Origin of the sequence: Sphaerisporangium sp. NPDC005288 (assembly GCF_040607475.1) — a bacterium.
Taxonomy (GTDB): Bacteria; Actinomycetota; Actinomycetes; order Streptosporangiales; family Streptosporangiaceae; genus Sphaerisporangium; species Sphaerisporangium rhizosphaerae.
This window is the reverse complement of sequence record NZ_JBEXGT010000038.1, coordinates 46060-65464: the sequence shown is the minus strand read 5'-3', so window position 1 is coordinate 65464 and position 19405 is coordinate 46060. Positions and strand designations below refer to the sequence as shown.

Genomic DNA, 19405 nt, shown 5'->3' with positions numbered 1-19405 from the left:
TCGGCTGCCGCGCCCTTCGGACGCGGCACCCGTCATGGTGATCGTCAGGTGGTTCGGTGGTTCCTGATCCGCATGGCGCGGGGTGCTTCCGACGCCGATGAGTGATGTCGCCGATCGGGGTCAGGGGCTGGTGCACGTAGCGGTGGGGGTGGCGGCCGTGCCGTTGGCGGTGAAGCCGAAGGTGGTGGAGGATCCCGCCGCGATGGTGCCGTTGTAGGAGGTGTTGCGGACCGTCACGGTGGAGCCCGATACGGTCTGGGTGCCGTTCCACAGGCTGCTGATGGTCTGTCCGCCGGGCCAGGTCCACTTCACGGTCCAGCCGTTGACCGGCGAACCGCCCGCACGGACGGTCACCGTGGACTGGAACCCGCCCGGCCAGCTGTTGGTGGTCTCGACCGTCGCCGAACACGCCCCCGGAACCGGCGTGGGAGTAGGAGTCGGCGTGGGCGTGGGCGTCGGGGTGGGAGTAGGAGTCGGCGTGGGCGTGGGCGTCGGGGTGGGAGTGGGGGTCGGCGTGGGGGTGGGGGTGGGGGTCGGGGCGCTGTTGAGGGCGTTGAGGGCGGCGTTATAGGCGGGTTTGGGCTGGTAGCTGGCGTCCCACATCATGGGTGCGCCATAGCCGGGGAACGTGCCGGGAATCCAGGTGTGGCCGTCGTCCACGCCCCACTGGGAGACGCCCACGCAGCGGGGGACCGCCAGGCAGGCGTTCACGACCGTGCCGTAGTCGGTGCCCTGTTGCTGCAGTTCGGAGTTGTCGGCCGGCATCTGGATGCGGTCGTCGAGCTCGGTGACGGCGACGTCGAGGCCCAGGCCGGCGAAGCGCTGCATGTTCGCCAGCAGGGACGTGGGGACCTGGCCCTCGATGAAGTGGCTCTCGAACCCGATGCCGTTCAACGGGACGCCCTGGGCCAGAAGCGACTGCGCGAGCGAGTACAGACCGTTGCTCTTCGCGTTGATGCCCTCGATGTTGTAGTCGTTGATGTACAGCTTGGCGTTGGGGTCGGCCGCGTGCGCGGTGCGCAGCGCGTCGGCGATGTAGCCGGTGCCCATGGCCTTGTAGAAGACGTCCTGGCGCAGGGTGCCGTCCTCGTTGAACGGTTCGTTGACCACGTCCCAGGAGTAGACCTTGCCCTTGTAGTGGGTGGCCACGTTGGTGATGTGATTCTCCATCGCGCCCTGCACCTGGTTCGTCTGCAGGGCGGTCACCCAGGAGGGGAGCTGGTTATGCCACACCAGCGTGTGCCCGCGCACCCGCATGCTGTGCGACTGGGCGAAGGACACGATCTGGTCGCCGGCGCCGAAGTTGAACGAGCCGCGGGAGGGTTCGGTGGCGTCCCACTTCATCTCGTTGCCCGGCGTGACCATGTCGAACTGCGCCGCCGCGAGAGCGATCTCGCTGCTGATGCCGAGGTCTCCTCGCGTCAGCGCGGTGCCGAAGTACCGGCCCTTCGCTTCGGCCGCCGCCTTCAATGTCGTCGCCGCCTCGGCCGGCACGACCGCGCCGATCATCACGACGGCGGTCGCGGCGACGACCGACGCGCCGGCCAGGCGGCGAGAGCCGGGCCGGCGAAAAGAGAATCTGCTCAAGATGTCAGGCCTTTCCATTCTCGAACCGCCGAACCTCCGGCGACCGACTCGTTCCAGAAGCCTTCGCCGGGGCGGCCCCGATTCTCGACTGAATGCTGTTAGCGCTAACAAACGGGTGCCGAGCACTCCATTCTTTCGGCCGGTGAAAGACGCCTGCCACCGGGCTGAAGAGGTCGGGCGTGAGCCGTCAGATGCTAAGAGGGGCGGATCGCGAGCGTCAACGTCGCCCTCTGTTGCCGATGCCGAGGAAGTCCAGCCGAGCGACCCGGCTCCGTACCTCAGCCGGGAGATACGCCGGATATCTGCTCGTACACGTCCGCCCACAAGGCGTGAAATTTTCACCATGTGCGTCGGCCACCTCCCGGCGCCGGGGCTTTGAAATAGTTCTTGGAGCGTCCGACCAGGGGGGAACTGTATCGGTGGGCCGGCCGAGACGCCGGTGATCGCCGTGCCCCCCTCACCGGGCGTCAGGTGGCGGTGATGGTCCAGAGGTTGTTGGTGCTTGGGGGTCCACATGCCGACGGTGGAGCCGGTGGAGGTGTCGCCCATGCCGTCCAGAGCGGTGCCGCGGTTGATGCTCTGGTGGCGGCCGTCGCCGGTGTCGTCGGCCCTGGCAACAAGATCAGCTGCGGGTCCACTTCTGGTTGTTGCCACCGTGGCAGGTCCAGAGGATCACCTTGGTGCCGTTGGCGGTGCCGGCGGCGTTGGCGTCCAGGCATTTGCCGGACTGCACGCCGGTGATGCTGCCGTCGGTGTTGAGGGTCCACTGCTGGTTGGTCCCGCCGTTGCAGTCCCAGATGACGATCTGGGTGCCGTCCGCCGTCCCCTGGCCGTTGGCGTCCAGGCACTTGTTGCCGTAGACCCTGAGCTCCTTGGCGGAGGTCGGCGTCCACCGCTGGTTGGGTTGGCCGTTGCAGTCCCACAATTGCCCCTGCGCGCCGTTGGCCTGAGAGGCGCCGGTGACGTCCAGGCATCTGGCGGCGTTGACATTGCGCAATGGACCGGCCGTGACGGAAGGGGTCTTCATCGGCCCGTTGAAGGTCAGCTTCACCACGTACGCCGGCGCCGAGTACGGCTGGCTCGGCATGCCGATGTGCAGGCCGGCGGCGTCCTGGGTGCGGCTCGGCAGGTTGAGGTAGGTGCCGGCGGTGTTGCCGATCAGTTCGGCCTTGCTCAGGTTCGACAGATCCATCCGCCCACCGGCCAGCGAGGCGAGGTTGAGGGTGGAGCCCGGCCAGCCGAGTACGGTGGCGTACAGCACCGTGTTGTCCTTGCTGCGGGTGTAGCGGATGTCCTGTGCCGTGCCGGCCCGTGGCTCCACGAAACTGCCGCCGCCCATCTTGGTCGGCCCTTCGCCGTAGGTGGTCCAGGCGCGCGTGGAGTAGACCGACTCGCCGTTGCGCCGCAGGTAGGTTCCGATGGCGTTCAGCAGGTCCTTCTGTGTCTGCGGGATCGAACCGTCGGCCCTGGGGGAGATGTTGAGCAGCATGTTGCCGTTCTTGCTCACCCGGTCGATCAGCGCATGGAGCAGCGCGGCCGAGCTGTAGTACGAGATCCCGTTGGTGTAGGACCAGGACGGGTTGCTGACGGCGTCGTCGGTCAGCCAGTAGGGATCACGGATGTCGGCGGGGCCGCCGCGCTCGTAGTCGAACATCTCGCCATTGGTGTTGAAGCCGTCCTTGTAGGCGGCGACGACCTCTTTGCCCCACGCGTTGGCCTGGTTGTAGTAGTACGAAAGGAAATTGAGCCGCTTGGACTCGTCGACGAGATAGAGGCCGCCGTCCTGCCAGATCATGTCCGGCCGGTACTTGTCGACGACCTCCTTCAGCTTGTCGTACCACAGCTGCTGCTCCGCAGCCGAACCGAGCTGCCCGTACAGTTTCTTCAACGTGGTGGTCGGCTGCGTGGGCACGTGGTCGTAGTAGCCGGTGAAGTTGTACAGATGGTGCAACGTGACCAGGAACTTCAGGTTCTTGGCACGGATCGCGTCGGCGAACAGCTGCACCAGGTCCAGCTTGGGCCCCCGGGCGACCGAGTTCCACTCGTTGACCTGGCTGTTCCACATGGAGAAGCCGTCGTGGTGCTCGGCGACCGGCCCGGCGAACTTGGCCCCGGAGTCGGCCACCAGCTGCGCCCACTCGCCGGGGTCGAAGTTGCCGCCCTGTGACGTGAGCAGGGCCCCGGCGAGCAGAGCGGTACCGGCCAGAGCGGCCCGTCTGCGAAGCCGCAACAGTCTGACGGGGGACATGTCGGCTCCTCGTGACAAGAGTAATCGTATCGATTCGACTGGTGCCGCGATCACGCGCTCGCGGCCGGTGCACCGCATGGACGGGCGGTGCACCGGACGGCGTTCCGCGCCCGATCGCTCAGGCGGTCAGTGCTCTGGCTTCAGCCCGACAGCGAGGTGACAGCCGGAGAACTCGCTCGCAGGAGCCGCCCCCATGCCGGTGCGGAATCCCGACGGGGTTCGGCGGGTGCCGTGCCCGCGTGGTCACGGCACCCGCTCGTGCGGATCGTCAGCTGGTGCCGCCGGTCACGGTGGTGCCGGATTTGGTGATGTAGTACGTGAGCTGCTTTCCACTCCAGAAGTGGAAGGTGAGGGTGACGCGGCCGTCGTTGACCTCGGCGAAGAATTCGGGCTTGAGAAGGATGGTGCCGGCGCTGTAGTCGGGCTGGAAAGAGCTCCAGAACTCCTTGTACGACGTCCAGTCGGCCGGTCCGGCCCCGCTGCCGTCGGCGTACTTGGCCTCCATGGTGGCGAGTTGGTCACCGCGGAACTGGGTGGGAATCGCGAAGGACGACGTTGTTCCGGTGGCGCTGGCCTGCGTGGGGGTGTCGGAGGAGATGATGCTGATCTGCCACGGCGCGCCCTGGGAGAAGCGGGCCTCGATCGTGGCGTTCACCCCGTACGCCTGGTTACCGGCGAGCCGGGTGAGCGCCGCCGACGTGAGCGTCAGCGTCGTGCCCGACACGGTGTAGTCGGTGCCCTGGGCCAGAGCGGTGCTGCCCTGCCGCAACCCCTGGAACGTGGTGCCGTTGAGGTTGAGCGTGAGCGTCCGGCTCGGGATCGTGCCGGTGTGGGGCACGTACACCTGGTCGGAGGAGGCGGTGCCGGAGCGGGTGGTCCAGCTCGCCTTCATCATGTCGAACACGCCCTGGTCCCGCCATCGCAACTGGTTCCTGTCCAGGAACGAGCCCGCGTCCCAGAGCATGGTGGTGAGGTTGCGGGCGCGGGCGTTGTACCCCACGGCCTCGATGTACTTCAGCAACTCGCCGCGCTCGATGATGCCCGGGCGGGTGTAGTCATAGCTGAGCAGTGCCCACTCCCCGATGATCACCGGGATGCCGCGGGAGACGAACGTGGTGCGGACCCGGTCGAATGAAGCGGTCAGGTCCTGCTCGACGTTGCTGTCGTACTTGGTGCCGCCGGCGATGTTCACGCTGAACGGCCACCAGCCGTAGAAGTGGACCGTCGCGGCGAGGTTGGGATCATGCAGAGCGGTGAAGGTGGAGCTCAGCGCGTCCAGGCGGGGCTGTTCGCTGCTGGTGTGCAGCGTGGGCAGCACCAGGACACGGGTGGCGTTGGCTCCGCCGGTCTGGCGTACGAGGCGGACGAACGCGGTGTTGAGCGTGTTGGTCAGCTGATCGCCCTGGGCGTCGTCGGACGTGCCGGCGAACTGCGGCTCGTTGATGCTCTCGAACAGCAGCTTCGGGGAGTAGTCGCGGAAGGCGCCGGCGATCTGGCGCCACAGGGCGGAGTAGCGGTTCATCACCGTCGTGGAGTCGGTGGGGTAGGTGTTGATCCACTGCCAGGAGTCGTGGTGCAGGTTGATCAGCACGTAGAGGCCCTCGGCCAGGGACCAGTCGACGACCTGGCGGACGCGGCTCAGCCACGCCGAGTCGATGGTGTAGTCGGGCGCCGCGCCGTGGTGGTTGCTCCAGGTGATCGGGATCCGGATGCTCTTGTACCCCTGGGAGCGCACCTGGTGGAGCATGGCCTGCGTGGTGAGCGGGTTGCCCCACGAGGTCTCGTCGGGGATGGCGTCGAAGGTGTTGCCCAGATTCCAGCCGGGCTGCATGGCGGCCACGGTGGCCATCGCGTCACCCGGCTGCGGCGAGGGTGATGGACTCGGCGATGGCGATGGCGATGGCGACGGACTGGGCGATGGTGACGGACTGGGCGACGGCGTAGCCGACGGTGACGGACTGGGCGAGGGCGACGGTGAGGGGCTGGCCACTCCGCCGGTGCACTTGACCCCGTTCAGCGTGAAGGACGTCGGCGCGGTGTTGGCGCTGGACCACGACCCGTTGAAGCCGAACGAGACCGTCGCGTTGGTGGCGATGGCCGCGTTCCAGCTGACGTTCGCCGCGGTGACCTGAGCTCCGGAGGAGGTGACCGTCGCGTTCCACGCCTGGGTGACCTGCTGGCCCGAGGGGAAGGTCCACGCGAGCTTCCAGCCGTTGATGGGATCACCCAGGTTGTTAACGCTAACATTCGCGGTGAATCCGCCTGGCCACTGTGATGAGACGGTGTAGGTGACGCCGCAGCCCGCGGCGGCGTTCGCGCTCACGGCCGTCATCATCCCCGTCGGCACGAGCGCGGTCAGCGCGGCGAGGACCGCCCCGATCCGCAGGCGGACCCCCCGTAAGCTGTGCAGTTTCATTGCTCTCCCTCGATGGCGTCAGCCTTCAACGGCGCCGATCGGCGGTCCCTCGATGAGGAGCGGTCGGCTCCAACCGCCGAACCACCTTGAGTGTGGAAAGTTCTTGGCCGAATATCCAGAAACATAAAGTAGGGGTCGACCATGTCTCCGGCCACCCGCCATCGGCGCCGCCGACCTACACGGGGGGCCCGGAAACCTGAATCCTTCACCTCGCCCGACCGTCGATCGGTCGGATGACTCGATGACCATTGCCTTTGTGGGCGATGCCGGCTTGGCGCCGTTGGATGTGCAGAAAGTTGTGCGCCGAGTCTCCCTGAATGTTTCAAAGCCACTGTGCGCATGACGGTCGTCCCGCGTCCCATCTCGCCGCAGGCCGGCCGACCGGGGGTCGATCCTCGACCTGAACGCGCAAGTCGCCGTCGCGGGCGACGGGTTATCCTTGCGCCGTGAACGGGCCTTCGCGCGGTGCTGACCGCGGGGGCGATGACGAAAGGGGCCAGGTTGTCCTACGCCGAGTCGGGCGGACCCGTCAGCGACCCGGAGCACCAGAAAGGCGACCCGACCCGCCCCGTGACCATCTCCTACATCGCGGAGACGGCCGGAGTCTCGATCCCGACCGTGTCCAAGGTCATCAACGGCCGTCCCGGCGTGGCCGCCGACACCCGCGCCCGTGTCGAGGCGCTGATCAGCGAGTACGGCTACCGCAAGACCAACCGCAGGAACGTGATGGAGCTCGTCTTCGGTGAGCTCGAGGACATGTGGGGCATGGAGATCATCCGCGGCGTCGAGCGGGTGGCCCGTGAACAGCGCGTCGGAGTCGTGCTGACCGAGTTCGGGCCGCCGCAGGATCCGGCGGGACATCCGATCGGCGACACGCTGGCCCGTCGCCCGGCCTGCGTCGTCACGGTCGCCCAACTGTCGCAGGAGCAGCGTGACGAGTTGCGGGCCAAGGACATCCCGTTCGTGGTCTTCGACCCCACGATCGAACTGCCGGACGGCGTCCCGTACGTCGGCGCGACCAACTGGGCGGGAGGCCGGTCGGCGACCCGCCATCTCGTACAACTGGGACACCGCCGCATAGCGATGATCGCCGGACATGACCGGATCCTGTGTTGCCGTGCCCGGCTGGACGGCTATCGCTCGGCCCTTGAGGCCGCGGGCCTGACCGTGGACACCGACCTCGTCGTACGCGCCGAGCTGACCACACAGGGCGGACGTGTGGCCGCGCTCGGCCTGCTGAGCGGACCTGAGCGACCCACTGCGATCTTCGCCTGCAACGACCTGCAGGCGCTCGGCGTCTACCAGGCCGCCCGTGAGCTGGGGCTGCGGATACCGGCGGACGTGAGCGTGGTGGGCTTCGACGACCTGCCCGTCGCCGCGCTCGTCGATCCTCCGCTGACCACCGTCCACCAGCCGCTCGCCGAGATGGCCGCCGCCGCCACCGAGTTGGCGCTCGCCCTGGGGCGTGGTGAGGAGACGCCGCAGACCGGCCTTGAGCTGGCCACGACCCTGACGGTTCGGGAGAGCACCTCCTCGCCGGCCGATCAGTGACCGGCGGGCCCAGCTTCACCGGGCTCAGAGCGCATCGAGCTGAAACTTTCAGATCATTGACCGCGAAAATTTCTGTCGAATCGGGGAGTTCCGACCGTCCCTGAGCCGTGAAGCGCCGCTGTGGCGCGCTACTTCGGCCGCACGGGGCGACGACCTCACCGCAGCGGGACTCCTTGACACCATGGCGGTCCACGGTGATCGTGGCGCCGACGCCATCGAATCGATTCCGTGAGGCGCGCTTGCGTCCATGACCGCCCGTGCCTGCCGTACCGCAGGCCTCTCCTCGGCTCACCCCCCAGGGCTCACCTCCCGGGCCCACCGAACATCCGCGCGTCGAAGAAAGGACCACACATGTGGACTGCGGATCGGCGTACATTCGCGCCGATGATGCGCACTCTTGTCAGAAGAGCGCTCAATGTGATGTCGGTTCTCGGCCTGGTCGCGGTCGCCCTGGCGCCGGCCGACGCCTCCTACGCCGCCACGGTGCAGGTCGCGCCGGTGTCGGCGTCGGACTCACCCGCGACGATCATCGCGAAGGCCGCCGATGTCGTGCCGGCGCCGCGCCAGCTGGCCTGGCAGCGGCTGGAGCAGTACAACTTCCTCCACTTCGGCATCAACACCTTCACCGGCAGAGAGTGGGGCACCGGCACCGAGGACCCGAACGCCTTCCAGCCCACCGGTCTCAACACCGACCAGTGGGCCGCCTCGATCAAGAACGCCGGGTTCAAGGGGGCCATCCTCACCGCGAAGCACCACGACGGTTTTCTGCTCTTCCCCTCCAAGTACAGCAACTTCGGCGTGGCGTCGTCCTCCTGGTCCGGCCGACAGGGTGATGTGGTCAAGAGCTTCACCGATTCCATGCACAAGTACGGGCTGAAGGCCGGTCTGTACGTGTCGCCCGCCGACCTGCACGAGAACCTGTCCGGCGGGCGGTTCGCCAACGGCAGCGCCTCCAGGCAGGTGACGATCCCCGCCGACTCCTCGGAGGTCGTCAACGGAGTGACGTTCCGCTTCAGTTCCGACGACTACAACGCCTATTTCGAGAACACCCTGTACGAGCTGCTGACCCGCTACGGCGGCATCGACGAACTGTGGTGGGACGGCGCCAACCCGACCGGCCGCACCCAGCCCTACAACTTCAAGGACTGGGCCACCATGGTCCGCACGCTGCAGCCCAACGCGGTCATGGAGAACGACGGCGGGCCGGACGTGCGCTGGGTCGGCAACGAGAACGGCTACGCGCGCACCTCGGAATGGTCGGTCGTGCCCGCCACCGGCGATCCCGCGACCGGCGCCGACTCGGTGCTGGGCGTGCCCGGCGGCAACGGCGCCAGTGATCTTGGCAGCGACGGCGTGCTGTCCCAGCGCAAAGCCGACGGGACCAGCGCGTGGAACATGCTGCGATGGTTCCCCGGAGAGTGCAACGGCACCCTGTCGGCGCGCCACAACTGGTTCTGGCAGCCCGGCGAGACCTGGAGACCCCCGAGCGAGCTGCTCGAGATGTACTACGCGTCGGTGGGACGCAACTGCAACATGCTGCTGAACCTCTCCCCGAATCGGCAGGGGCTGCTGGACCAGACGGCCGTGGACACCCTGACCCAGTTCGGCGCCATCGTGTCCTCGACCTTCGCCACCAATCTCGCGAGCGGCGCCGGCGCGGCCAACGACAGCGGCACCTCCGCCACCACCGGGCACACCCCCGACCTGGCGGTGAACGGCGACCTCGACACCTCCTGGCAGCCGACCGGGACCACCGGCGCGCTGGTGCTGACCCTCCCCTCCTCGCGGACCTTCGATGTCATCTCCACCCAGGAGGACCTGCGCATCGGCCAGCGCACGAGGTCGTTCGCCGTGGACTCCTGGAACGGCACCACCTGGACCCAGATCGCGGCCGATACCACGATCGGCCACAAGAAGCTGATCCGCCTGACGGCCCCGGTCACCACCAGCCGGGTCAGGCTGCGCATCACCGGCTCCCGGGCCGCCCCCGGCATCGCCGAGTTCGGCCTGCACCTTCGGCCCGCCGGCAGCACATCGCCCGGCTCCACGATCCGGGGCGTGGCCTCGGGCCGATGCCTGGACGTCAACGGCGCCTCCCAGACCAACGGCGTCCAGCTGCAGATCTGGGACTGCAACGGCGGCGCCAACCAGAACTGGGCCTCCACCAGCGCCGGTGAGCTGCGGGTCTACGGCAACAAGTGCCTGGACGTCAACGGCGCCGGCACCGCCGACGGCACGCCCGTGATCATCTGGGATTGCAACGGGCAGAACAACCAGAAGTGGCGCCTCAACTCCGACGGCACCATCACCGCCGTCGGCGCCGGCAAGTGCCTGGAGGTCTCCGGTTCCGGCACCGCCAACGGCACCAAGGTCCAGATCTGGTCGTGCACCGGCCAGAACAACCAGAAATGGACACGACCCTGATCACGTGACCGGTGGCTCTACCCGGTCACCGCGGCCGGGTAGGTCTCGCCGGCCATTGGCGGCACGCAGTCGCCGTCATCAACGTCTCCTGCGACGCGACGCCGGCCATCCACCTCCGGCGATGCCGCGTGTCACCGGACGCCCGGCATCGCCGGCACTCTCCCAACTCCCGGAAGCGACAACCCGTGAACCTGTCATCACTCCGCGGACACCGGCGGCGCGGAATCGCCGTGCCCCTTGAGTCTTGAAGCGCGCGACTGCGGATTAGTGGTGTTCTGGGGCATAGAGCAACCCTGTGGCTAGTCGTCGTACCGCTTCGCGTAGGTGATGACGTGCAGGTCTACTGACCGCGGATTCTGGTCACCACGCACGCCTGTTATCTCCACCCAGGAGTAGCGGTGCCCGGACGTGCGCACGCAGAGCTTTGGGCGCTTCTTGAGTGAACTGCCGATGACGTACTTGAAATACGCGGTCAAGGACGCACATGTCTCGACCGAGGCCGCTGTGTTGGCCGGGGCAAACACCATGTCCATCGAGTAGGCGTAAGCAGTTAAGTTGCCCGACCCCTCCTCGAGTCGCAGGTCATGGGCATTAGAGGAGCAGCTGTCGTCAACCAGCCAGTTTGGGGCGTCACTGTCCAGGTCGGCGCAGTAGCCTGCGGTCAGGGTGAGGTTGCCCTCGTGCAAGATCTGCCCGCCGTCCACTGGTGGCACCACCGTTGGCGTCTCGGTTACTTCGCTGGTCGCTTCCGCTTTGGGGGTATCTTCGGCTTCAGCGGTAGCTGTGGGGCTCGGGCTGGACGTCTCAGACGGCGACGGTGTCGGTGTTGCCAGTGTTGGAGATGCCGGAGCTACGAGCGTTCCCTGTCCTGTCGACGACGAGTTCCGGGTGAGTAGCAGTACGCCAACGGCTCCTGAAAGTACGAGTACGAGGCAGATCAGCGAAAGCATGGTGATCACTAGCGTCTTGGACGTGTTCCGCCTCGGCGGTTGCGGCCCCATCGGTTGCGCCGGCAGATAGATGGTTTGCCGTGGCTCCTTCGGTGGCGGCTGTTCGCGCGGCTTGGGTGGCGGCTGTTCCCGTGGACTCAGGGGTCTTTCCGTGGGTGGTCCGTATTGGTAGCCGCTGTTTTGGTCTTGATCTTCCGGGTCTCGCTCTCGCATTGCCTCGCCTTCCAAGTGGCTTCACTGCCCTGTGTGGACGTTCTTGGAGAGGCACTGGTTTACGCCTCGTGATGACGCAGTCGCCTAAGGTTGCTATGTCCGCATTTATTGGCATGTGCGCCAATGGGCGCGAACTTCGGCCCGGTCTCTGTGTCCACGGGAAGCTCGCAAGGTGATGTTCAAGGCGGCGCTTCGCGCCGCGCGGCCCGGGCTCCACTCGCACGCTGCGCGTGCGGCTTTCGGCCGTTCTCACGCGCGGCCAACCTGGGCCGCATCGCAAGAATCAGCCATCCCCAAAACGCAGGTAGCGCCCACCAGCCGAAACGCCCCGCTGCTGATCGCAGAACCGGGGCGTGGGTGACTAAGGGTTTCGGGCATCGGGTGATGAAGCGTGGTGGACGTGGCCGTCCAGGTGTCGGTGGGTGCCGTGCCTACCGGGCCTTCATACCGGGCATCTCCTCCGGGTCACCGGTGGGGCGCGTCGTAGGATGGGGCGTACAGGAGCACGGGCCGCAGGCGCCTGACCTGGCCGGACGCGCGTCCCGCCGTCGAGGCGGAAGGCGGTGTGTGAGAGCCCCTGGCGGAGTTCGGAATGCGCACGGGGTCGGCCGACCGCGAGTGGGCGCGACGACAGGCTTCCCCGAGGTGCCTGAAGGAAAGCACACGATCGCCGTTATCGGAGACGCCGACAGGACGTGACGGAGGCCTTCGGATGAGCCCGTATCGAGGGACGGAGCTGCGGTCCTCGTCGGCGTGGGGCGGCCTGGCCGTCATCGCGGCGTGCGGCGGCCGGGTCACTGCGGTGTGCGGAGGCCGGGTCACTGCGGCGTGGGGCGGCCGGGTCGCCGCTGTGTCGGGCCGGGTCAGCGCTGCGTGGGGCGGGCGGGCGGAGGCGGCTCGACGGCGATCTGTCTTTGGAAGGCACGCGGATGCGGGGCGTTCGCCCATTTCGACGGGACGGGAAGCGCCTCCGTGACGGGCAGCGGGATGGTCGTGCGAGACGCCCGCGAGGACGGGCCCGTTGAGATCCCGGGCGATCTTGCGGCGGCACTGCATCCTGCCGTGTGTGAGGCCGCCGACCGGCTGAACGCCGTCGCGGCGGCCGTCTACCTCCTGACGGCCGACGGCGCCGAACTCAAGGCCGCGATGATCGGCGGCAGCCCACCGTCGGTCTTCACGCTCCCGGGCCGCATGGCGCTCGACGCTCCTTACGCCTCCGCACGAGCCGTGTCGGACGGGATGGTGGCGGTCCTGGCCGATCCGGATCCGCGGGCCGACGACCGTTCGGAGGGCACGCCCTATCCGTACACCGTGGCAGCGGCCCCCCTCTGGGCAGGAGAGCACCGCTTCGGCGCCCTGACGGTCCTCCGGCCCGAGGACAGAGGCGGCTACGCCGACGAAGATCGCGCGGCGCTCAGGACGATCGGCGACCGGCTCGCCGTCGTGCTCGACGCCCTCGCCGCCCGTCGCGGGCCGATCACACCCGGGCATCTGCCCGTGCTCGTCCCCGTGTTCGACACGGCGAGGGCCCAGCCGTATCCGGCGAACGCCGGTGAGGCCGCCCCGGGCGCCGGGTCGCCGGCCGGATCGGCCGGCCTCGCCGTCTGGGGAGTACCGGGTGTCCCCGGATCGGCCGGCCTGAGCCTCATGTATCCGCTGCAGCGGCTGGCCGACATGCTGAACCGGGCGACAACCATGGATCACGTCGTCGGAGCGGCACGGTTCTGCGTCATGTCGCCGTTCCACGCCCGGGCAATGGTGCTGGCCTCGGTGGGCGACGGGCGCCTGTGGGTCATCGGGCACAGTGGTGACTCCTCCGACCTCGTGCACGAGCTCCACGGCTCAGGGCTGCACGCCCACACGCCCGCCGCCCAGGCGGTCGCGGGACGTGCGCTCTTCGTCTCGGGTGACCCGGACCGGCCGGCCGCCGAGGGCCTCGATCATGAGATGTACGCCGCCGCCTACCTTCCGCTCATCGGGAGCAGACATGTCATCGACGTGCCGTTCACCGGGAGCGACCACGTGGTCGGCGTCTGCTGCCTGTCCTTCGGCGGACCTCGGCGCTTCGCCCCCGAGGAGAGGGCCGTCCTCACCATGATGGCCGGGCGGCTGGGTTCGGCCGTCGAACGCATCGAACTGACCAGGAAGCGGCAGGCGTACGCCGAGTGCCTGCAGAAGAGGCTGCTCCCGCCCGTACTGCCGAACGTGCCGAGACTCACCACCACGGCCCGCTACCAGCCCGCCGCCGCCACCTACGAGGTGGGTGGCGACTGGTACGACCTGATCGAATCGCCGGACGAGCGCGTCGTGCTGGTCATCGGTGACGTGGAGGGCCATACCTTGGAGAGCGCCGCGGTCATGGGCCAGCTGCGCAGCGCGTTGGCGGCGTACGCGACGGAGGGCCATGGGCCGGCGGCGCTCCTCGAGCGGACCGGCGCGCTTCTCTCCCGGCTGGGCACCGACCTGCTCGCCACGTGCTGCGTCGTCGCCCTGGACACGGCGGACGGCCACGCCGAGGTGGCGCTCGCCGGCCATCCGGCACCGCTCCTGCGATGCTCCGACGGCGTCGTCCGTACCCTTACGGCCCCGGCCAACGTGCCGCTCGGAGTGGCCGCGCCGACTCCCTACCGTGCGCGGGAGCACACGCTGACGGCGGGGTCGGTGCTCATGCTGTACTCGGACGGGCTGGTCGACCCGCGCGTCGAGGACCCCGGTGATGGTGCGGCCGCGACGTTCCGTTCCGCCGCCCTCGAGGCGGGTGCCGATCTGGAGAAGCTGGCCGACCGCCTCCTCACCGAGGCACCCGATCCGCGGCGCCGCCGCGACGACGTGGCGCTGCTCCTGGCCCGCTACGAAGGCGCCGAAGACGTGCCCCGCACGGGGCATCTGCACATCGAGGCACGCGACTTGCGGGGGGCCAAGGAGGTCCGGGGCCTGGTGCATGACCTGCTGTGCCAGTGGGGCCTGACGGAGGTGTCGGAGGACCTGCAGCTCGTCACCTCCGAGGTCGTCACCAACGCGCTCATCCACGCGGGCACCGACGTCGACGTGCGGCTGCGCGCGTTCGCCGATCGCGTCCGCCTCGAAGTACGGGACTCCGACAGCGATCCGCCGGTGCCTTCCCCCTTCTCCCTGTCCGAGGAAGGCAGCGCTGAGGCGGAGCACGGACGCGGCCTGTTCCTGGTGGACGCGCTGGCCAGCGCGTGGAACAGCTCGCCGAGCGGGCGCGGTAAGACGGTCTGGCTGGAGATCGCCATCCCGGCCTCGTGACGGGCGGGACCTAAGCCCACTGGCCCGCGAGGGTCACGAGGTCGGGCGCGGTCACTCGCGGGGCGGTCATCGTGCCCGGATAGGGCAGACCGCGCCGGTTCAGCCAGGCCCCGGTCAGGCCGGCGCGCTGGGCGCCGTCGATGTCCCAGGGGTGCACGGCGATCAATGCCGCCTGGTCCGGCCGGAGGCCGGTCGCGCCGACCGCGTACTCGTAGGCGGCCCGGGCCGGCTTCCAGGCGCGGGGAGCGCTGACGTCCAGCCGCGCCTCCACCAGGTCGAGCAGCCCCTCGCGGGCGAGGATGCCCTCGGTCATCGCCGCGGCGCCGTTGGTCATGGTGAACAGCCGGATGCCGCTTTGGTGCAGCAGGCGCATTCCCTCAGGGATGTCGGGATGCACCCGCAACCGCCTGAACGCGCCCAGCACGTGATCGACCGCCGTGCCGGGGTCGAGGTCGCCGTCCGCGGCACCCCTGCTCACGAGCAGTTCCTTGAGCACCTCGGCGGCGATGGCGGCGAAGTCGGCGTATCCCCCGGCCACGGTGAGCGCGAATCCGTCGCGCAGCACGCTCGCGAACCAGGTGTCCATCGAATCACGGGGAAGGCCGGCCTCCTCGAACCGGTCGCGCAGCGGCTCCATGTCGGTGAGGGTCTCGTTCACATCGAAGATCACTGCCTGGGGCCTGGTCACGGACGGCTCGGTCATGATCTCTCCTCGAAGGTCGAAGGTCGAAGGTCGAAGGCAACGTGGTCACGCGCGCAGCACGATGACCTGGTGACGATGAGCTTGTCACCTGATACGTGTGACCTTCCTGCGTCGTATGCGTCGGAGTGCGGACGCGCCGAGGATGAGTGCGGTGAGCATGAGGGCGATGCCGCCCGCGCCGAGGGTCTCCACCCAGGAGGAGAGCGTGCCCTGGACGGTGACGGCGGCGTGCACGAGCGGGTCTCCGCTGGTGGCGCCGGAGTAGACGCGCAGCTCATACCAGCCGTAGTAGATGACGTACAGTCCGGCGGGCAGGAGCAGGACGCCGCTGATCCGGGACAGGTAGGGCAGCAGCCGTCGCAGGCGCGCCACCGCGGCGGCGTGGGCCAGCGCGATGGTCAGCGACAGCAGGGCGATGACCAGTGCCATGCCGAGCGCGTAGGCCAGGAAGATCGCCAGCCCGCCGGGCAGGCCGCCGCTCGCCACGGAGGCGGAGACGACCGCGAGGAACGGCCCGATTGTGCAGGACAGCGACGCCACCGCGTACGACAGGCCGTAGCCGTACAACGACACGACCGAGGTGGTGGTAGGACGGCCGGTGGCCAGCCGGGGCACGCGCAGCAGCAGCTCGCGACCGGCCAGCAGCCATCCGCCCAGGCCCAGCAGGAAAACGCCGATGATGATCGTCACCCAGGGCAGGTAGCGGCCGACCGAGAGGGCCAGCGGGGTCACGACCAGCCCGAACAGGCCGAAGACGGTGACGAACCCGGCGCTCATCGCCGCCGACAGGACCAGCGCCCGGCTTACCGGGCGGCGGGGGGAGGATGTGTCGCCGGTGATGAGCAAGGTGAGGTAGGCCGGCAGCATCGCGAACCCGCACGGGTTGAAGGCGGCCACCAGACCGGCCGTCAGCGCCAGCGCGAGCGGCAGGCCGGTGATCATCGGCGGCCTGCCCCGCTACGGGCGTCCGGCGGCATGAGGGGTCTCATCCGGCCAGGCGCTGGACGAGGTCGGCCAGTTCGGCGGAGTCGAGCGGGCCCGACACCTTGGCCGTCACCCCGTCGGGTCTCATGAACACGTACGTGGACTGCCGGCTGATGCCGAGCTTGGTCCACACCGTGCCCTTCTCATCCGACAGGTGCACGATGGTGCCGGTGCCGGTGCCGGTGCGCTGGACGAACTCCTTCATCGCCGCCTCGGTGTCCAGACCGGCGACCCCGACGAACCTCACCTGGGTGAACCTGGCCGCGGTGGCCTTGACCGCGGGCGCCTCGGACAGGCAGTTGGGACACCACGGCGCCCAGAACCAGAAGACGACCGGCTTGCCCGCCAGGCTCGCCCCCTCGAACTTCTCACCCTTCAGGGTCGTCGCGCTGAACCGCAGCGCGTCGGGCACGGCGACCCGGCCCGTCGCCGCCGCCGCCGACGACGCCGCCGCCGATGCCGACGTGGCAGGCGGCAGGGCGGCAGACGGTGGAGAGGCGCCGCCGACCGGATCGGCTGCCCGACTGCCGTTGAGGCCGCCACACGCGGACACCAGCAACGCCGCTGACAGGGCGACGACCGCCACGCGGGCTCCGCGAACTGGGATCATGCGACCAGATTAGGTACAGGAACAGCGCCGAAACCTTACGAGCCGATGACGACGCCGGCGGCAGCGCCTGCGACGCCATCCGGGAGCCGGTCCAGTGCGTTGACGCATCTTCGCTGAGGAAAGCGGCGGGCCTGGCCGAGGGGGCCCGAGGCCCTGACACGCCGGCGGACGCCGGAGTGAACATCTCCGCACACGGGCGCATTTAAGGAGGGGAACGCCAAGATTAGTGACCTTTGGCGGCGTCTCCGGGAAGTCCGGTTGGATCAAGGGCACCAACGGCGACCGCTACAAGGCCAAGTGCAGCTTCTACCAGGACCACAAGTACGTCGCCGGCATCACCACTCGCACGATCAAGCTCTGAGAGCGGGCCAGTACGTGTCCGTTGGATCTTGATCGTTCAACGGTCCTCCCGTTCCCGCCGCGGCCGATCACGGACGTGTGCGCCGATCACGGGCATGGTGCCGGCGCGACGACGGCCGCACCCGCGGCCTGCGGCGGTCGGCGACGGTTCGGCCGGGGGAGCGCACCAGGTATCCGGAAACTGTCGGCGCTAACGTGGCAGCTCGCCGGGTGCGTATCTCCGGGCGCGATCGACCGGCCGGCGGTGCTGCAGGTCTACCATGGCACCCTGCCGGCCGTGTTCGTGAAGGTGCCCGTGGGGGTTCCCGGGGGCGCGGTCGCCGCCGCGACGATGGCTCGCGCCCCCTCCTCCACCGTCTGCCGCCCGCGGTGACCGTTCAGGTCGGTGGCCGTGTAGCCGGGGTCCACGGCGTTGAACCGGATTCCGGGCAGGGCCTTGGCGTAGTGGATGGTGAGCATGTTCAGCGCCGCCTTCGACGACGCGTACGCAGGCGCCGGCACGTAGTCGGGCGCGAGCGAAGGGTCTTCGTTGACGGCGAGTGAGCCGAGCCCGCTGCTCACGTTGACGACGACCGGGTGCGACGCGGCTGCGAGCAGCGGCAGGAACGCGTTGGTCACTCGTACAGGTCCGAAGACGTTCGGCTCGTATACCGCCCGCAGCACATCCGCTGTCAGGTCCTGTGCCGTGGCGCGCGGCACGGAGACGCCCGCGTTGTTGACGAGGACGTCGACCCGGCCGGCCTCCTCACGTACGGTCGCGGCCGCGGCACGCACCGACGCCTCTGCGGTGACGTCGAGGAGCAGGGGGCGTGCGCCGAGGTCGGCGGCGGCCCGCTCGGTCCGCTCCGCGTCCCGGCCACTCACGTAGACGGTGTGTCCCAGTTCGACGAGCCGCCTGGCGGTTTCGCGGCCGAGGCCCTTGTTGGCGCCGGTGATCACTGTGATGGTCATGCGGCCACCATGGCCCGGTGACGCCGGGACAGACAGAGTACCCGTCGACGGGGGGACTGCCTGTACCAGGCTGTCTTTCGGATGATGGCGGACAATAGGCGGTATGAGCAGTGCACCCACCGGACCCGCGGACCGTGCCGACCTGGGCGCGGCCCTGCGCCACTGGAGGGACCGGCAGCCGCCCGGGGAGGTCGGGCTGCCGTCGGGCGGGGTGCGGCGCGCGCCGGGCCTGCGCCGCGAGGAACTGGCCCAGCTGGCCGGGCTGTCCGTCGACTACGTGGTCCGCCTGGAACGCGGACGGGCCACGTCCCCGTCGGCCCAGGTGCTGGCTGCTCTGTCCCGCGCACTGCGCCTGTCGGTGTCCGAACGCGATCACCTGTACCTGCTCGCCGGCCGGCGCCCGCCCGGCGCGGGACAGGTCTCGCAGCACATACCGCCCAGCGTGCAGCGGCTGTGCGACCAACTGGCGCGCACCCCGCTCAGCGTCTACGACGCGTCCTGGACGCTCCTCACGTGGAACCCGCTGTGGGGTGCGCTGACCGGCGACCCATCGATGCTGCGCGGCCGGGAGCGCAACATCGTATGGCGCCATTTCGCCGGCTCCTCCTCACGTGTCGCCCACCTGCCCGGCGAACTGGTCCGGTTCGAGGCGGCGCTGGTGTCGGACCTGCGGTCCTCTCTTGCCGCCTACCCGGAGGACGAGCCGCTGCGCACGCTCGTGGACGACCTTCGGGAGCACAGCCGGCGTTTCGGCGAGTTGTGGGCCGCGCACGCGGTCGGCAGGTACGGCATCGGGGACACCAAGCTCGTGCACCACCCGGACGTGGGTGCGGTGACCGTGGACTGCGATGTCCTCACCGTGCCGGGGTCCGACCTGCGCATCGTCGTCTACTCCGCGCCGCCCGGCACCACGACCGCCGCCCAGTTCGAGCTACTGAACGTGGTCGGGACCCAGCCGATGACGAGCCGGCGCCCTACCTGACACGCGGCCGCGTCATCCCGGGACCGTCTCCCACCTCGGCGGAGGCGGGGTGTCAGTGGTGCTGACCGGCGCGTAGGACGCCGAGCAGCGCGAGGCGGTCGGCGGTGTCCGTGCCGGGCGCGGGAACGAAGATCGCCAGGATCGATGACCTCCGGC

The 19405-nt window shown here is 68.9% G+C and carries 14 protein-coding genes and 1 pseudogene; 6 read left to right on the top strand and 9 right to left on the bottom strand.

Features of this window, described 5'->3' with window-relative positions; translation table 11 throughout:
* Positions 1-120 precede the first annotated feature (120 nt).
* The 3 genes from ABZU32_RS30060 to ABZU32_RS30050 all read right to left on the bottom strand — a co-directional run bounded on the left by ABZU32_RS30060 (position 121) and on the right by ABZU32_RS30050 (position 5684).
* Positions 121-1587, bottom strand: a complete 1467-nt coding sequence (locus tag ABZU32_RS30060) for an endo-1,4-beta-xylanase (protein WP_354927294.1) — start codon at positions 1585-1587, stop codon at positions 121-123.
* A 622-nt stretch (positions 1588-2209) separates the two neighbouring features.
* Complete coding sequence (locus ABZU32_RS30055; RefSeq protein WP_354927292.1) at positions 2210-3835, bottom strand: alpha-L-fucosidase; 1626 nt, start codon at positions 3833-3835, stop codon at positions 2210-2212.
* 268 nt (positions 3836-4103) lie between these two features.
* The gene (locus tag ABZU32_RS30050) at positions 4104-5684 is read right to left on the bottom strand and encodes a cellulase family glycosylhydrolase (protein WP_354927367.1); all 1581 of its coding nucleotides are present in this window, start codon (positions 5682-5684) and stop codon (positions 4104-4106) included.
* Here ABZU32_RS30050 and ABZU32_RS30045 point away from each other — a divergent pair.
* On the top strand, positions 5665-5967 hold the full coding sequence (locus ABZU32_RS30045) for a hypothetical protein (RefSeq protein ID WP_354927373.1): 303 nt from the start codon (positions 5665-5667) through the stop codon (positions 5965-5967). The genes ABZU32_RS30050 and ABZU32_RS30045 overlap by 20 nt on opposite strands.
* On the opposite strand, the pseudogene ABZU32_RS30040 reads toward ABZU32_RS30045, so the two are convergent.
* A pseudogene (locus ABZU32_RS30040) lies at positions 5895-6167 on the bottom strand (cellulose binding domain-containing protein); the annotation flags it as partial. The gene ABZU32_RS30045 and the pseudogene ABZU32_RS30040 overlap by 73 nt on opposite strands.
* A 585-nt stretch (positions 6168-6752) precedes the next feature.
* On the opposite strand from ABZU32_RS30040, the gene ABZU32_RS30035 reads away from it, so the two are divergent.
* Both ABZU32_RS30035 and ABZU32_RS30030 read left to right on the top strand, forming a co-directional pair.
* Positions 6753-7802 carry a LacI family DNA-binding transcriptional regulator gene (locus ABZU32_RS30035; RefSeq protein WP_354927290.1) on the top strand — a complete coding sequence of 350 codons (1050 nt, stop codon included), beginning with the start codon at positions 6753-6755 and terminating at the stop codon, positions 7800-7802.
* A gap of 384 nt (positions 7803-8186) precedes the next feature.
* The gene (locus ABZU32_RS30030) at positions 8187-10226 is read left to right on the top strand and encodes a lectin (RefSeq protein WP_354927288.1); all 2040 of its coding nucleotides are present in this window, start codon (positions 8187-8189) and stop codon (positions 10224-10226) included.
* A 299-nt stretch (positions 10227-10525) separates the two neighbouring features.
* Here ABZU32_RS30030 and ABZU32_RS30025 read toward each other — a convergent pair whose 3' ends face one another.
* Complete coding sequence (locus ABZU32_RS30025; protein ID WP_354927286.1) at positions 10526-10930, bottom strand: hypothetical protein; 405 nt, start codon at positions 10928-10930, stop codon at positions 10526-10528.
* Positions 10931-12361: 1431 nt separating this feature from the next.
* On the opposite strand from ABZU32_RS30025, the gene ABZU32_RS30020 reads away from it, so the two are divergent.
* Complete coding sequence (locus ABZU32_RS30020) at positions 12362-14659, top strand: SpoIIE family protein phosphatase (RefSeq protein WP_354927284.1); 2298 nt, start codon at positions 12362-12364, stop codon at positions 14657-14659.
* Positions 14660-14669: 10 nt separating this feature from the next.
* On the opposite strand, the gene ABZU32_RS30015 is transcribed toward ABZU32_RS30020, so the two are convergent.
* From ABZU32_RS30015 to ABZU32_RS30005, 3 genes are all read right to left on the bottom strand, one after another.
* Positions 14670-15362 (bottom strand): haloacid dehalogenase type II, encoded by a 693-nt coding sequence (locus ABZU32_RS30015; protein WP_354927282.1) that lies wholly within the window; start codon positions 15360-15362, stop codon positions 14670-14672.
* An 84-nt stretch (positions 15363-15446) separates the two neighbouring features.
* The gene (locus tag ABZU32_RS30010; RefSeq protein ID WP_354927280.1) at positions 15447-16304 is read right to left on the bottom strand and encodes a cytochrome c biogenesis protein CcdA; all 858 of its coding nucleotides are present in this window, start codon (positions 16302-16304) and stop codon (positions 15447-15449) included.
* Positions 16305-16347: 43 nt separating this feature from the next.
* Positions 16348-16956 (bottom strand): redoxin domain-containing protein, encoded by a 609-nt coding sequence (locus tag ABZU32_RS30005; RefSeq protein ID WP_354927278.1) that lies wholly within the window; start codon positions 16954-16956, stop codon positions 16348-16350.
* A gap of 226 nt (positions 16957-17182) precedes the next feature.
* Here ABZU32_RS30005 and ABZU32_RS30000 point away from each other — a divergent pair, with 226 nt between their 5' ends.
* Entirely contained in the window at positions 17183-17317 is a 135-nt protein-coding gene (locus tag ABZU32_RS30000) for a hypothetical protein (protein ID WP_354927276.1), read from the top strand.
* Positions 17318-17571: 254 nt separating this feature from the next.
* Here the strand turns inward: ABZU32_RS30000 and ABZU32_RS29995 are convergent, their stop codons facing one another.
* Positions 17572-18267, bottom strand: a complete 696-nt coding sequence (locus ABZU32_RS29995; RefSeq protein WP_354927274.1) for an SDR family NAD(P)-dependent oxidoreductase — start codon at positions 18265-18267, stop codon at positions 17572-17574.
* 103 nt (positions 18268-18370) lie between these two features.
* Here ABZU32_RS29995 and ABZU32_RS29990 point away from each other — a divergent pair, with 103 nt between their 5' ends.
* Positions 18371-19249 carry a helix-turn-helix transcriptional regulator gene (locus tag ABZU32_RS29990; protein WP_354927272.1) on the top strand — a complete coding sequence of 293 codons (879 nt, stop codon included), beginning with the start codon at positions 18371-18373 and terminating at the stop codon, positions 19247-19249.
* Positions 19250-19405: the final 156 nt, after the last annotated feature.